Annotated in this window: 12 protein-coding genes and 2 tRNA genes; 1 reads left to right on the forward strand and 13 read right to left on the reverse strand. The window is 63.8% G+C overall.

Features of this window, described 5'->3' with window-relative positions; translation table 11 throughout:
• Position 1 precedes the first annotated feature (1 nt).
• The 10 genes from nusA to rlmE form a co-directional block, all read right to left on the reverse strand.
• The gene (gene nusA / locus C9F12_RS20160; RefSeq protein ID WP_108131788.1) at positions 2–1,495 is read right to left on the reverse strand and encodes a transcription termination factor NusA; all 1,494 of its coding nucleotides are present in this window, start codon (positions 1,493–1,495) and stop codon (positions 2–4) included.
• Between the two features lie 73 nt (positions 1,496–1,568).
• Positions 1,569–2,030 carry a ribosome maturation factor RimP gene (gene rimP, locus C9F12_RS20165; protein ID WP_045992269.1) on the reverse strand — a complete coding sequence of 154 codons (462 nt, stop codon included), beginning with the start codon at positions 2,028–2,030 and terminating at the stop codon, positions 1,569–1,571.
• A gap of 211 nt (positions 2,031–2,241) precedes the next feature.
• Positions 2,242–2,318: transfer RNA gene (locus C9F12_RS20170), tRNA-Met, on the reverse strand.
• A gap of 136 nt (positions 2,319–2,454) precedes the next feature.
• Positions 2,455–2,541, reverse strand: a tRNA-Leu gene (locus C9F12_RS20175).
• Positions 2,542–2,558: 17 nt separating this feature from the next.
• Positions 2,559–2,993: a preprotein translocase subunit SecG gene (secG, locus tag C9F12_RS20180; RefSeq protein ID WP_045992270.1), complete on the reverse strand. Its 435-nt coding sequence runs from the start codon at positions 2,991–2,993 to the stop codon at positions 2,559–2,561.
• 4 nt (positions 2,994–2,997) lie between these two features.
• Positions 2,998–3,744: a triose-phosphate isomerase gene (tpiA, locus tag C9F12_RS20185; RefSeq protein ID WP_108131789.1), complete on the reverse strand. Its 747-nt coding sequence runs from the start codon at positions 3,742–3,744 to the stop codon at positions 2,998–3,000.
• 182 nt (positions 3,745–3,926) lie between these two features.
• The gene (gene glmM, locus C9F12_RS20190; RefSeq protein WP_108450011.1) at positions 3,927–5,276 is read right to left on the reverse strand and encodes a phosphoglucosamine mutase; all 1,350 of its coding nucleotides are present in this window, start codon (positions 5,274–5,276) and stop codon (positions 3,927–3,929) included.
• Positions 5,269–6,063, reverse strand: coding sequence for a dihydropteroate synthase (gene folP / locus C9F12_RS20195; RefSeq protein WP_108131904.1), 795 nt, complete (start codon positions 6,061–6,063; stop codon positions 5,269–5,271). The genes glmM and folP overlap by 8 nt, the downstream gene beginning before the upstream one ends.
• Positions 6,064–6,244: 181 nt before the next feature.
• Positions 6,245–8,236, reverse strand: a complete 1,992-nt coding sequence (ftsH, locus tag C9F12_RS20200) for an ATP-dependent zinc metalloprotease FtsH (RefSeq protein ID WP_108450012.1) — start codon at positions 8,234–8,236, stop codon at positions 6,245–6,247.
• Positions 8,237–8,539: 303 nt separating this feature from the next.
• Positions 8,540–9,208, reverse strand: coding sequence for a 23S rRNA (uridine(2552)-2'-O)-methyltransferase RlmE (gene rlmE, locus C9F12_RS20205; RefSeq protein ID WP_045992275.1), 669 nt, complete (start codon positions 9,206–9,208; stop codon positions 8,540–8,542).
• Between the two features lie 282 nt (positions 9,209–9,490).
• On the opposite strand from rlmE, the gene yhbY reads away from it, so the two are divergent.
• Positions 9,491–9,817 (forward strand): ribosome assembly RNA-binding protein YhbY, encoded by a 327-nt coding sequence (yhbY, locus tag C9F12_RS20210; RefSeq protein WP_045992299.1) that lies wholly within the window; start codon positions 9,491–9,493, stop codon positions 9,815–9,817.
• Between the two features lie 113 nt (positions 9,818–9,930).
• On the opposite strand, the gene greA is transcribed toward yhbY, so the two are convergent.
• Genes greA through carA form a run of 3 tightly spaced genes read right to left on the reverse strand, consistent with a single transcriptional unit; the run spans position 9,931 to position 14,831 of the window.
• On the reverse strand, positions 9,931–10,407 hold the full coding sequence (gene greA / locus C9F12_RS20215) for a transcription elongation factor GreA (protein WP_108131792.1): 477 nt from the start codon (positions 10,405–10,407) through the stop codon (positions 9,931–9,933).
• Positions 10,404–13,634 (reverse strand): carbamoyl-phosphate synthase large subunit, encoded by a 3,231-nt coding sequence (carB, locus tag C9F12_RS20220; protein ID WP_108450013.1) that lies wholly within the window; start codon positions 13,632–13,634, stop codon positions 10,404–10,406. Before carB ends, greA begins: the two co-directional genes overlap by 4 nt.
• A 51-nt stretch (positions 13,635–13,685) precedes the next feature.
• The gene (gene carA, locus C9F12_RS20225; protein WP_108450014.1) at positions 13,686–14,831 is read right to left on the reverse strand and encodes a glutamine-hydrolyzing carbamoyl-phosphate synthase small subunit; all 1,146 of its coding nucleotides are present in this window, start codon (positions 14,829–14,831) and stop codon (positions 13,686–13,688) included.
• Between the last annotated feature and the right edge of the window lie 64 nt (positions 14,832–14,895).

The raw sequence follows: 14,895 nt of genomic DNA on the forward strand, positions 1-14,895 counted from the left end.
GTTACTGTTCGCTCTCGAACCAAGGCGCACGGGCGGTCATGATCAATGCCGCGGCGCGCTCTTCGTCCACCTCTTCGATGTCCACCAGATCATCGACAGACTGTTCAGCCAGATCTTCCATGGTCTTGATGCCACGGCTGGCCAGGATGAAGGCCAGATGGCGCTCCATTCCGTCCATCTCCAGCAGATCATCCGCCGGCTGGGCTCCGTCCAGTTCCTCCTCGGAGGCAATGGCCAGGTTCAAGAGCTCGTCCTTGGCGCGAGCTCGAAGCTCCTCGATGAGGTCTTCGTCGAACTCTTCGATTTCCAGCATTTCCTCGACCGGTACGTAGGCCACCTCTTCAAGCGAGGTGAAACCTTCCTCGACCAGCAGCCGAGCGACATCATCATCGATGTCCAGGTGCTGAACGAAGTGCTCGACCAGACTGTCGATTTCCTGGTCGCGCTTGGCCTCGGCGTCGGCTTCGGTCATGACGTTGATACGCCAGCCGGTCAGCTCGGACGCGAGACGCACGTTCTGGCCACTACGGCCGATGGCCTGGGCCAGGTTGTCCTCGGCGACGGCCACGTCCATGGCGTGGGCATCCTCATCCACCAGGATGGAGGCGACGTCGGCCGGGGCCATGGCGTTGATCACCAGCTGTGCGGGATTGTCGTCCCACAGCACGATGTCGACGCGTTCGTTCTGCAGCTCGGAGGACACCGCCTGCACGCGCGAACCGCGCATGCCGACGCAAGCGCCCACCGGGTCGATGCGACGGTCGTTGGTCTTGACCGCGATCTTGGCCCGGGAGCCCGGATCACGCGCCGCACCCTTGATCTCGATAAGCTGCTCGGCGATCTCGGGAACCTCGATCTTGAACAGCTCAATGATCATCTGCGGGTTGGTGCGCGACAGGATCAACTGGGCGCCACGCGCCTCGGCGTCGACCTTGACCAGCAGTGCGCGCACCCGCTCGTTCATGCGGTAGCGCTCACCGGGGATCATCTCACTGCGAGGCAGGAAGGCCTCGGCGTTGTCGCCCAGGTCAATGATCAGGCCGTCACGTGTCGTCTTCTTGACGATACCCGCGACCAGTTCACCTTCACGCTCGGCATAGATGCGCACGACCTCGGCACGCTCGGCCTCGCGCACCTTCTGCACGATGACCTGCTTGGCGGTCTGGGCGGCGATACGACCGAAGGCCGCATTCTCGATGCGCTCCTCGACCACGTCACCCAGGCCCAGCGGCGGATCCCGCTTTTCGGCGAAGGTCAGCTTGATCTCGGCGTCGGGTCCGTCGAAGTCATCGTCCTCGACCACCACCCAGCGGCGGAAGGTCTCGTACTCGCCGGTCATCCGGTCGATGTGTACGCGAACGCTGGCTTCCTCATCCTCGAAGCGCTTGCGCGAGGCACTGGCCAGCGCCGCCTCGACGGCTTCGAAGATGACCTCGCGGGGGACACCCTTCTCGTTGGAGATCGCGTCAACGACCGCCAGAATTTCTTTACTCATGCCTTAAAGCCTCGCCAAAAAACCGATCCTTGTTCTCTCTTGTCGCGCATCAGTCGTCGCGCATCAGTGAGCGTCACTCGTCAAACTGAGGAACCACCCGCGCCTGATCGATGCCGTCGATCGGAAAGCAGTATTCCTCACCGTCGATCTGCACCAGCACCTCGTCACCCTCGGTTCCGGCGAGCACGCCCTGGAACTTGCGCCGACCCTCGAAGGGAGCGCGCAGCTTCAGAGCCACGTGATGGCCAGCGTAACGGGAGAACTGATCGAGACGGAACAGCGGACGATCCATCCCGGGCGAAGATACCTCGAGACGGTACTCCCCGGCGATGGGATCCTCGACATCCATGATGGCGCTGACCTGTCGACTGATATCGGCACAGTTGTCGACACTGACGCCATCGGCGTGATCGATGTAAATCACCAGACGGGAATGTTTTCCCTGGGACAGATAGTCGATACCCCAGAGCTCGAACCCCATGGCCGTTACCACCGGTTCGATCAACGCATTGAGCGCAGCATCTTTGGTCGCCACGAATGAAAGCTCCTACAGCCGTTGCATCAGCACCTGGCCGGGAGTGAACAGGAAAGTCAGGTGGCTGATTGGCGTTCGCGCCGCCGGGCGAGCCCCGGCAAGCTGCTAACAAAAAGCCCCTTCACAGGAAGGGGCTTTTTCCAAGAAACCTGTCACCATCTGGCAGAAGTTCGCATGCCCCTTGAGGATACCTGCATGCCTGCCAAGAAGATGGTAGCGGGGACCGGATTTGAACCGATGACCTTCGGGTTATGAGCCCGACGAGCTACCAGACTGCTCCACCCCGCATCAATCTAGGCCGGTGAGTATACTGCGCCTTGACCAGGGCGTCAAGGCATTTCACCGAACCGCCAACCCTGAGAGAAGATCACCGGTCATCACCGGGAGAGCTTGTCATCCACGCCGTCATTGCAGAATACGAGGATGGTGCCGAAGGCGGGACTTGAACCCGCACGACCGTAAGGTCACTACCCCCTCAAGATAGCGTGTCTACCAATTCCACCACTTCGGCTAGGGGAGTTCCGGAGATCAGCCTTGGCTGTCCTCCAGCACTGGCGCTGCATTATCCACGTCGCTTGAACCTTCGTCAAGCGTAGGCGCAGAATTTTCCTGACTTTCTTCCTCAAGCGCAGGCGCACTGTTCTGGGTGCTTTCGTCATCCAGGGTCGGCGCGCTGTTCTGCTGCTCGATCACCTCGGCGTCGGGAATACCCGCCTCTGGCGCGGAATTGCCCGCTTCGGAGGCGAAGTAGGCCAGGGTCAGGGAAGTGGCGAAGAAACACGCCGCCAGCGCCCCGGTCGCCTTGGACAGGAAACTGCCGCTGCCACGGGAACCGAAGACGGTCTGGGAGGCACCGCCACCGAAGGAGGCGCCGGCATCGGCGCCCTTGCCCTGCTGCAGCAGGATAAGAACGACCAGGGCGATGGCGATCGCCACATGGATCATGAGAATGGCAACTTGCATGGATTCAACCTGCTGACTGACAAATGGCTAGAAAATCGTCGACCTTCAGCGATGCTCCGCCGATCAGGCCGCCGTCGATGTCCGGTTGGGCCAGCAATTCCGCCGCGTTGTCGGGCTTCATGCTGCCGCCGTAGAGAACCTGCATGGACGCCGCCAGGGCGCCATCGTAACGTTCGAGTCGTGCACGAATCGCCGCATGCACCTGCTGCGCCTGCTCAGGCGTTGCGGTACGACCGGTGCCGATCGCCCAGACCGGCTCGTAGGCCAATACCAGGCGCGCGCGCTCGTCACTGTCGAGGGCTTCCATCACCGCCTCGAGCTGACCGAGCACCACCGCCTCGGTACGCTCGGCGTCGCGCTCTTCCAGGGTTTCCCCCAGGCACAGCACCGGCGTCAGCCCCTGACCCAGCGCGGCCTGCACCCGTGCCAGCACCGCCGCGTCGTCTTCTCCGAACAGGGTACGCCGCTCGGAGTGTCCGACCAGCACCATGTCGGCGCCGACGTCTGCAAGCATGGCGCCGCTCACCTCGCCGGTGAAGGCTCCGCTCGGCTGGTCGCTCAGGGTCTGGCCGGCCAGCCTGACGCTCTGCGGCAACCGCTCCCTGGCCACCCCGACATAGGGAAAGGGAACCGCCAGGGCCAGCGTCACCGCCTGCGGCAATTCGGCGCCGGACAGCGCCTCGGCGAAGGTATCGATCAGGCTCAGCGAGCCATTCATCTTCCAGTTGCCGGCGATCAGCGGTGCACGCATGGAACATCCTCTTTCAAGGTGGGCCGAAATGGTATAGGAGCGGCCCTGTCAAGACAAGATTTGCCGCGGGATCGAAGCCTTCGGTCCCGCGCTGGAGCAATCCGACAAGACGCTCTCGCCGGCATCTGGGTCCACCAGGCCTCGCGTCATGGCACCGCGAAACCGGGCGGTGAGATCAGGGTTCAGCCGACCAGCTCACGCACGTCATCGGCCAGACGCCTGGCCAGCCCTTCGACATCCAGATGAGGGCGTCCCTCGACCATGACGCGAATCAGCGGCTCGGTCCCCGAGGGGCGCAGCAGCACGCGGCCCTCATCGCCAAGCTCGGCCTCGACCGCACGGGTGGCCTGTTCGAGACTCGGGTCGGCCATCACCGCCTTGGCGTCGACGCCCGCCGACAGGCGCACGTTGACCAGCGACTGAGGCGCCTTCTCGAAGCCGTGCAGCAGGCGTGACAGCGGCTTTTCCTCACGCACCATGTAGGACAGCACCTGCAGCGCCGAGACGATACCGTCGCCGGTGGTCTGCACGTGGCGACAGACGATATGCCCCGAGGACTCGCCACCCAGCTGCCAGTCGTTGGCGGCCAGGCGCTCCATCACGTAGCGATCGCCGACCTTGGCACGTTCGAAGGGCACGCCCATGGACTCCAGCGCTGCGGCCAGCCCGAAGTTGCTCATCAGGGTACCGACCACACCACCACCCAGCTCGCCACGCTCGTGACGGTCCTTGGCGATCAGGTAGAGCATGTCGTCACCGTCGATCTCGTGACCGTCGGCGTCCACCATCAGCACGCGATCGCCGTCACCATCGAAGGCGATACCCAGATCGGCGCCTTGCTGGATCACCGCCGCGCGCAGCGCCGCCGGATGGGTCGAGCCCACCTCCTGGTTGATATTGAGGCCGTCGGGCTCGGCCCCGACCAGGCTGACCTTGGCCCCGAGCTCCTTGAACACCGCCGGCGCGATGTGATAAGTCGCGCCATGGGCGCAGTCCAGCACGATACGCAGGCCGTGCAGGTTGACCCGGTCGGGGATCGTCGACTTGCAGAACTCGATATAGCGCCCGGCGGCGTCGTCGACCCGGCTGGCCTTGCCCAGCTCCCCCGGTGACACCGTGGTCAGGGTCTCATCCAGTGCGCGCTCGATGCGCTCCTCGATCTCATCGCCCAGCTTGGCGCCCTCGGCCGAGAAGAACTTGATGCCGTTGTCCTGGTAGGCGTTGTGGGAAGCGGAGATGACGATCCCCGCATCGGCGCGAAAGGTCCGCGTCAGGTAGGCGATACCCGGTGTCGGCATCGGACCGAGCAGCATCACGTCAACGCCCGCCGCCGACAGTCCCGCCTCGAGGGCCGACTCGAACATGTAGCCGGAGATACGGGTGTCCTTGCCGATCAGTACCCGCGCCCGCTGACGGCGAGGCTCGAGCACGCGGCCGGTAGCCCAGCCCAGCTTGAGCATGAAGTCCGGCGTGATCGGCGCCTGACCGACGGTACCGCGAATGCCGTCCGTGCCAAAATAGCGTCTAGCCATGGTGTTCTCCTTCCTCGAGAACGGCCCAGGTCATGTTCACCGCGTCCACATGGGGCCCCACATCGTGAACGCGTAGTATCCGTGCGCCTCGCTCCACCGCCAGTGCCGACAAGGCCAGACCGCCCGACAGGCGCTCCTCGACCGCACGGTCGAGCACCTTGCCGATCATGCTCTTTCGCGACATCCCGACCAGCAGCGGGAGCCCCAGGGCTTCCAGGCGCTCCAGGCGATGCAACAGGCGAAGATTATGCTCCACGGTCTTGGCGAAACCAAAACCTGGATCAAGCAACAGCCGTTCTCGCTTGAGACCGGCGGCCTCGCACTCGGCGATGCGCCTTTCGAGAAAGTCTGCGACCTCTTCCTCCACCGGCCTGTCATAGCGGGGCGCATCCTGCATATCGCCCGGCTCGCCGAGCATGTGCATCAGCACCACCGGCAGCCCGGTACCGGTCGCCGCCGCGACGGCGCCCTCACGGCGCAGGTTGCGTACATCATTGATCATGCCTGCCCCGGCCTGGGCGCTTTCGCGCATGACCTCCGGCGTCGAGGTATCCACCGACACCAGGGCATCCAGCTCCCGTACCAGCGCCTCGACCACCGGGATCACCCGGTCGAGTTCCTGCTGCGCGGTGACCGGCGTCGCACCAGGTCGCGTGGACTCGCCGCCCACGTCGATGATGGCGGCACCCTCGGCGAGCATCTGTTCGGCATGGCGCAGGGCGTCGTCGATGACCACGTGATGGCCACCATCGGAAAAGGAGTCGGGAGTGACGTTGAGGATCCCCATGATGCGGGGAAAGGTCAGATCGAGGCGGTGTCGACCACAGGGCAGTACAGCGGGGTAACGAGCGTCCATCGAAGAGGATGTCCTGGGAAATCTGGGTATTCACCAAAGAATACTAATGCGAGAGGCGGGTCATGCAACGCCAGAGGCGCCCCGCGGGGCGCCTCTGTGAGCGGGCGGGCCGTCAGCTACCGGCGGGGCCGCCAAGGGGGTCGGAGGGGCGACGGCCGGAGCCTTTGTCATCCTCTTCCTCGTCCCCGTCGCTGGTGTCGGCGCTGGACTCCGGCTCCTTCGACGGCTCGGGATCACCGGTGACCGGAGAGCCGCCGCCGGAACCGGGCTCATCCCAGTCCTTGGGCGGACGTGGATCACGCCCCTCCATGATGTCCTTGAGCTGATCCGCGTCGATGGTCTCGTACTGCATCAGCGCTTCGGCCATGGCGTCGAGCTTGTCGCGATTGTCCTCGAGGATCTGACGCGCCTGCTCGTAGCAGCCGTCGATGATCTTGCGCACTTCCTTGTCCAGACGCGAGGTGGTTTCGCCCGACTTCAGCTTGCCACCACTCTGACCAGAGCCGCCGAGGAACTGGTGAGACTCGTCCTCGTCGTACATGATCGGCCCCATCTCCTCGGACAGGCCCCACTTCGCCACCATGTTGTGGGCAAGTTCGGTGGCACGCTTGATGTCGTTGGAGGCGCCGGTGGTGACACCGTTCGGCCCCAGCGTCATCTCCTCGGCGATGCGACCGCCGAACAGCGAACAGATCTGACTGATGATCTGCTGGCGCGACAGGCTGTAACGATCCTGCTCCGGCAGGAACATGGTCACACCCAGGGCGCGGCCACGCGGAATGATGGTCACCTTGTAGACCGGGTCATGCTCCGGCATCACCAGACCGATGATGGCGTGGCCCGACTCGTGGTAGGCGGTGTTGAGCTTTTCCTTCTCGGTCATGACCATGGAGCGGCGCTCGGCCCCCATCATGATCTTGTCCTTGGCCAGCTCAAGCTCTTCCATGCCCACCAGACGCTTGTTGCGACGAGCGGCGAACAGCGCGGCCTCGTTGACCAGGTTGGCCAGGTCGGCACCAGAGAAGCCAGGGGTACCACGGGCGATAAAGGTCGGCTTGACGTCATCGGCCAGCGGCACCTTGCGCAGGTGCACGTTGAGGATATGCTCGCGACCCCGGATATCGGGAAGCGGCACCACCACCTGACGGTCGAAGCGGCCCGGGCGCAGCAGCGCAGGGTCGAGCACGTCGGGACGGTTGGTGGCGGCGATGACGATGATGCCTTCATTGGCCTCGAAGCCATCCATCTCGACCAGCAGCTGGTTCAGCGTCTGCTCGCGCTCGTCGTTACCGCCGCCCATGCCGGCGCCGCGCGAACGACCCACGGCGTCGATCTCGTCGATGAAGATGATGCAGGGTGCCTGCTTCTTGGCCTGCTCGAACATGTCGCGCACACGGGAAGCACCCACACCGACGAACATCTCGACGAAGTCAGAGCCTGAGATCGAGAAGAACGGCACCTTGGCCTCGCCGGCGATGGACTTCGCCAGCAGGGTCTTGCCGGTACCGGGAGGCCCGACCATCAAGACACCGCGGGGGATGGTGCCACCCAGCCGCTGGAACTTGGTCGGATCACGCAGGAAGTCGACCAGCTCCTCGACTTCCTCCTTGGCCTCGTCACACCCCGCCACGTCGGCAAAGGTGGTCTTGATCTGATCCTGGGACAGCAGTTTGGCCTTGGACTTGCCGAAGCTCATGGGGCCGCCCTTGCCGGCACCACCGCCCTGCATCTGGCGCATGAAGAACATGAAGATGGCCAGGATCAGCAGAATCGGGAAACTCGCGATCAATAGTCGCGTCCACAGACTCTGCTGTTCCGGCTTCTTGCCCACCACGGTGACATTGTTGGACAACAAATCGTCCATCAGCTTCGGGTCCTCCGCCGAGGGGCGGATGGTCTGGAAGCTGGAGCCATCGTTGCGCTCACCGCTGATCGTGTAACCGTCGATGGTTACACTGCGTACCTGCTCATTTTGCACCTGTTCGACGAACTGGGAGTAGTTCATCTGGTTGGGTGCGTTCTCGACGCTGAAGTTGTTGAACACCGTCAGCAGCACCGCCGCGATGACCAACCACAGAATCAGGTTCTTCGCCATGTCGTTCAAGGGACCACCCTCAATTGCAAGAATCTGTCGGCCTAGGTGCCTAAGGGTTCGACACTACATGACCCGGCCTGGTTCAGCCAGCCTGATCGGATCCAACGAAGCGGCGCAAGCGCCCCTTCCGCCGGGACTCACCCTCGGAAAATGCCGAAAAAATGTCGATGCGATGACTGCCTGGCAGGCCATCGCACGCCATCATGTGTCCTTTCCTGCCTGTACCATGCCTCAAGACTGGCACAGCCAGGCCACTTTTGCCGGTATCGCTCCGGTAGGCGCGGTCTATCAGACGTCGACCGGCGCCGATGCTCAGCCCTTGAATCCCTGGGCCAGCAGGTAGACCTCGCGGGAGCGTGCCCGCGATGCCCCCGGCTTGCGCGTCACCACCTTTTGAAAGGCGCCGCGCAGCTCCTTGAGATATTCGTCGAAGCCTTCGCCCTGGAACACCTTGGCCAGGAAGGTACCCCCGGGACGCAGCGTCTGACGAGCCAGGTCGAGCGCCAGCTCCACCAGGTACATTGCCTGAGGCTGATCGATGGCCGCCATACCACTCATATTGGGGGCCATGTCCGACATCACAAGGTCCACCGGGCGATCACCGAGCCTTGCCAGCACCTCTTCCAGCACGCTTTCCTCGGTAAAGTCACCCTGTACGAAGTCGACCCCGGCCAGGGCGTCCATCTCGAGGATATCCGAGGCGATGACCACGCCGGCGTCACCGACACGCTCTGCGGCGATCTGGCTCCAGCCGCCCGGCGCCGCACCCAGATCGATGACGGTCATGCCCGGCTTGAACAGCTTGTCCTTGTCGTCCAGCTCCACCAGCTTATAGCTGGCCCGGGAACGGTAGCCGTCCTGCCAGCTCTGCTGAACGTAGCGATCATCGAAGTGTTCCTTCAACCAGCTGGCGCTGGTCTTGCTCGCGCTGCTCTTGCCGGATGAGGATTTTTTACCGGAGGGGGGACGGGATGCTGCCACTGAGCCACCTGAAAGAAGATTTCCTGAACAATTGCCGGAAGGGCGTTGCTCGAAGTGCATTTGCTGCGGACACCCGGCATGGCCGCCGGAGCCGAACCGCGTGGCGGGGAGGCTCGCCGCAGGAACCGAGGGGCGGGCTGCACGACGCATCGAGCGGCTTTGCCACCGCCGGCGAACGGCTGCCTGGAGATTGTCATGCACAAGCGCTTTCACCGCACGGGGAATCCCCGTACCATGTGCTGTCACGCGCCCTACGGCCAAAACGGAATGAAGCAAGATACCATGAGCTTGTCACAGGCACAAAAGAAAGCAATGCGCAGCATCGGCCACCACCTCGACCCGGTGGTGACGGCCTCGGAGAACGGTATTTCCGAAGGCATGCTGGCCGAGCTCGAACGAGCCCTGAACGACCACGAACTGGTCAAGGTGAAGCTCGCGATCCCCGACCGCGACGACCGCACCGCTGTGCTCGACGAACTCGTCGCCCAGAGCCGCTCCGAGCTGATCCAGAAGATCGGCAAGGTGGCCCTGCTGTACCGCAAGAACCCCAAGGCCAACCCGAAGCTGTCCAACATCACGCGCTTCGAGAACCACCACGGCCGCCACTGACGCACCGGCGTCGCTGCGCCACCACCGGGCGCCGACGAGCCTGTCGCCAGAAAAGACACCGCCCCGCCAGGATTCCTGGCGGGGCGGTGTCGTCTGGATCGAAGGAGCCGGGTCTAGATGTGCTCGACGCCGGTGATCTCGTACTCGACCTCACCACCCGGGGTGCGGACCAGCACGACCTCACCCTCTTCCTTGCCGATCAAGGCACGGGCGATGGGCGAGGTGACCGAGATGCGACGCTGCTTGATGTCGGCCTCGTCCTCACCGACGATGCGGTAGGTCACCTCTTCGTCGGTATCCAGATTCAGAAGCTCGACGGTCACGCCGAAGATCACTTTGCCGGTCTTGGGCAGCTTGGTGACGTCGATGACCTGGGCGTTGGACAGCTTGCCCTCGATCTCCTGGATACGCCCCTCGATGAAGCCCTGCTGCTCGCGAGCGGCGTGGTACTCGGCGTTCTCCTTGAGGTCGCCGTGCTCACGCGCTTCGGCGATGGCAGCGATCACTGTCGGGCGAGCCTCGCTCTTGAGCTGTTCGAGCTCTTCACGCAGGCGTTGCTCACCGGCGACGGTCATCGGGACCTTGTTCATGTATTCGCTCCTGCATGCAGTTCCTGTAGCCGCCGCACGGTCACGGCATTGCCGTACTCGAGCGCCAAACAAACGGCACTGGCCCCTGCCAGCGTCGTGGCATAGGGAACCTTGCGGGCGAGTGCGGTGCGGCGGATCACCGAGGAGTCATTGATGGCCTGGCGGCCCTCGGTGGTATTGACGATATAGGCGATCTCGTCGTTCTTGATGGAATCGACGATGTGTGGCCGGCCTTCGTAAACCTTGTTGACGACCTCGACGGGCAGACCAGCCTGTTCAAGGGCTGCCGCCGTTCCTCGGGTCGCACAGAGTGTGAAGCCCAATGTTACCAGAGAACGCGCCACTTCGATAACACCCGCCTTGTCCGGTTCGCGAACCGACAGGAACGCCTTGCGATCGCCGGTCAGCGCCGGAATCGCCTCACCTGCACCGAGCTGAGCCTTGTAGAAGGCCTCGGCGAAGGTGTCGCCGGACCCCATCACCTCGCCGGTGGACTTCATCTCCGGCGACAGGATCGGGTCGACGCCAGGGAACTTGTTGAACGGGAACACCGCCTCCTTGACGCTGTAGAAGTGCGGCACGATCTCGCGCTCGAAGCCCTGCTCCTTGAGGCTGACGCCAGCCATGCAACGGGCGGCCACCTGGGCCAGCGAGGTACCGATGCACTTGGACACGAAGGGCACGGTGCGCGAGGCGCGCGGGTTGACCTCGATGACGTAGATCTCGCCGTCCTGCCAGGCCAGCTGGACGTTCATCAGGCCCTTCACGCCAAGCTCCACGGCCATGCGCTTGACCTGCTCGCGCATCTCGTCCTGAACCTCGGCCGGCAGCGAGTACGGCGGCAGCGCACAGGCAGAGTCGCCTGAGTGCACACCAGCCTGTTCGACGTGCTGCATGATACCGCCGATCACCACCTGCTCACCGTCGGACACCGCGTCGATGTCGATCTCGATGGCGGCGCTCAGGAAGTGATCGAGCAGCACCGGCGAGTCGTTGGAGACCTTGACCGCGTGGGTCATGTAGTTCTCCAGCTCGCTGGCGTCATAGACGATTTCCATGGCGCGCCCACCGAGCACGTAGCTCGGGCGCACCACCAGCGGGTAGCCGATCGCCTCGGCCTTGCTGAAGGCCTCGTCAAAGCTTCTGGCGGTGGCGTTGGGCGGCTGCTTGAGGCCCAGCTTGTCGATCATCTGCTGGAAGCGCTCGCGATCCTCGGCGCGATCGATGGCGTCCGGGGTGGTACCGATGATCGGCACTCCGGCGGCCTCGAGCGCACGCGCAAGCTTCAGCGGCGTCTGACCGCCGAACTGCACGATCACCCCGACCGGCTTCTCCTTGTCGGCGATCTCGAGCACGTCCTCCAGGGTCACCGGCTCGAAGTACAGACGATCGGAGGTGTCGTAGTCGGTGGACACGGTCTCCGGGTTGCAGTTGACCATGATGGTCTCGTAGCCGTCGTCGCGCATGGCGAAGGCGGCGTGGACGCAGCAGTAGTCGAACTCGATACCCTGACCGATACGGTTGGGGCCACCGCCCAGCACCATGATCTTCTTACGATCGCTGACCTCGGCCTCGCACTCCTCCTCGTAGGTGGAGTACATGTAGGCGGTGTCGGAGGCGAACTCGGCGGCGCAGGTGTCGACGCGCTTGTAGACCGGACGGATACCGGCGTCATGGCGCGCCCTGCGCACATCGTCCTCGGACACGCCCAGCACCTTGGCCAGGCGAGCATCGCCAAAGCCCTTGCGCTTGAGACGATAGAGTTCGCGCGCGTCCAGCGACGACAGCGGACGGCTGGACAGATCCTGCTCGATCTTGACCAGATCCTCGAGCTGCACCAGGAACCAGGGGTCGATGTTGGTCAGCTCGAACACTTCCTCCACCGACATGCCGGAGCGCATGGCATCGGCGATGAAGAAGATACGCTCGGCGCCGGCGGCCTGCAGCTCGCCCTTGATCAGCGCCATGTTCTCGTCGCTGAACTCGGTGACGATGGGATCGAGACCGTCGTTGCCGGTCTCCATGCCACGCAGCGCCTTCTGCAGCGACTCCTGGAAGGTGCGGCCGATGGCCATGACCTCGCCCACCGACTTCATCTGGGTGGTCAGACGGTCGTTGGCCTGGGGGAATTTCTCGAAGGTGAAGCGCGGAATCTTGGTGACGACGTAGTCGATGGACGGCTCGAAGGACGCCGGGGTGCGACCGCCGGTGATGTCGTTCTGCAGCTCGTCCAGGGTGTAGCCCACCGCCAGCTTGGCGGCGATCTTGGCGATCGGGAAGCCGGTGGCCTTGGAGGCCAGGGCAGAGGAACGCGACACCCGCGGGTTCATCTCGATGACCACCATGCGGCCGGTCTCGGGGTCCACGCCGAACTGGACGTTGGAGCCACCGGTCTCGACGCCGATCTCGCGCAGCACCGCAAGGGATGCGTCGCGCATGATCTGGTATTCCTTGTCGGTCAGCGTCTGGGCCGGCGCCACGGTGATGGAGTCACCGGTGTGCACGCCCATGGGGTCGAAGTTCTCGATGGCACAGACGATGATGCAGTTGTCGTTCTTGTCACGAACGACCTCCATCTCGTATTCCTTCCAGCCCAGCAACGACTCGTCGATCAGCAGCTCGTGGGTCGGCGAAAGCTCGAAGCCGCGCCCACAGATCTCCTTGAACTCTTCCTTGTTGTAGGCCACGCCGCCACCGGAGCCACCCATGGTGAAGGACGGCCGGATGATCACCGGGAAGCCCAGCTCGCCCTGGATCTCCCAGGCCTCATCCATGCTGTGGGCGACCTTGGCCTTGGGGCACTCGAGACCGATATTCTTCATCGCCTTATCGAAGCGATCGCGGTCCTCGGCCTTGTCGATGGTGTCGGCGTTGGCACCGATCATCTCCACGCCGTACTTTTCCAGTACGCCGTGGCGATCGAGATCCAGCGCGCAGTTCAGCGCGGTCTGGCCGCCCATGGTCGGCAGCACGGCGTCGGGACGCTCGGCCTCGATGATCTTCTCCACCGCCTGCCAGGTGATCGGCTCGATGTAGGTGGCATCCGCCATGGCCGGATCGGTCATGATGGTGGCCGGGTTGGAGTTAACCAGGATGACGCGAAAACCCTCTTCGCGCAGCGCCTTGCAGGCCTGGGCGCCGGAATAGTCGAACTCGCAGGCCTGGCCGATGACGATGGGGCCAGCGCCGATGATAAGGATGCTTTTCAGGTCTGTACGCTTGGGCATGGTGCTTCCCGCAAGAAAATTGGACGATGAACCGGAGTCTGTGTCGGCGCCTTAGCGACGGCTGCGCATCATGTCGATGAAGCGGTCGAACAGCGGCGCCACATCGCGGGGGCCGGGGCTCGCTTCGGGGTGGCCCTGGAAGCTGAACGCCGGAAGGTCGGTACGCTCGATCCCCTGCAGGGTGCCGTCGAACAGCGAGCGGTGGGTGGCGCGCAGGTTATCCGGCAGCGTGGTCTCGTCGGCGGCAAAGCCGTGGTTCTGGCTGGTGATCATCACGTGGCCGCTGTCCAGATCCTGCACCGGATGGTTGGCGCCGTGGTGGCCGTGATTCATCTTGACCGTAGTGGCACCGCTGGCCAGCGCCAGCAACTGGTGGCCCAGGCAGATGCCAAACACCGGCACTTCGGTCTCGAGGATCTCGCGGATGGCGTCGATGGCGTAGTCACACGGCTCGGGGTCGCCGGGTCCGTTGGACAGAAAGACGCCGTCGGGGTCGAGCGCCAGCACCTCGGACGCCGGGGTCTGGGCCGGCACCACGGTCAGCTTGCAGCCGCGACTCGCCAGCATGCGCAGGATGTTGAACTTGACGCCGTAGTCGTAGGCCACCACATGGAAGGGCCGCTCGGCCCCTTCGGTATCGGCGTAGCCCTTGCCCAGCGTCCACTCGCCCTCGTTCCAGACGTAGCGCTCGCTGCAGGACACCACCTTGGCCAGGTCCATGCCCTTGAGCCCGGGGAAGGCGCGGGCGGCTTCCAGGGCGCGCGCTTCGGCGTCGTCACCCAGGGCCTCGTCGCCGGCCACGATGGCACCGTTCTGGGCACCCTTGTCGCGCAGGATTCGAGTCAGCCGGCGGGTATCGATGTCGGCGATGCCCACCACGTTCTGGCTGGCGAGATAGTCCGAGAGGCTCTGGGTAGATCGGAAGTTGCTGGCGACGAGCGGCAGATCGCGGATGACGAGGCCCGCGGCGGCGATGCTGGCGGACTCGACGTCCTCGGGATTGATGCCGGTATTGCCGATATGGGGATAGGTGAGGGTGACGATCTGTCGGGAATAGGAGGGGTCGGTCAAAATTTCCTGATAGCCGGTCATGGCCGTATTGAACACCACCTCACCACTGGTCTGCCCATCAGCGCCAATGGCCGTGCCGTGGAATACGCTGCCATCTTCCAGGGCCAAGATTGCGGGTTTGTTCAACGCTACGTCCTCCCAAAGCTCGTCAAGGTATCTACGACCGCCGCCATACGCTCGCCGGCGTCGG

It is taken from the genome of Halomonas sp. BN3-1 (genome assembly GCF_003056325.1).
Lineage (GTDB): Bacteria > Pseudomonadota > Gammaproteobacteria > Pseudomonadales > Halomonadaceae > Halomonas > Halomonas litopenaei.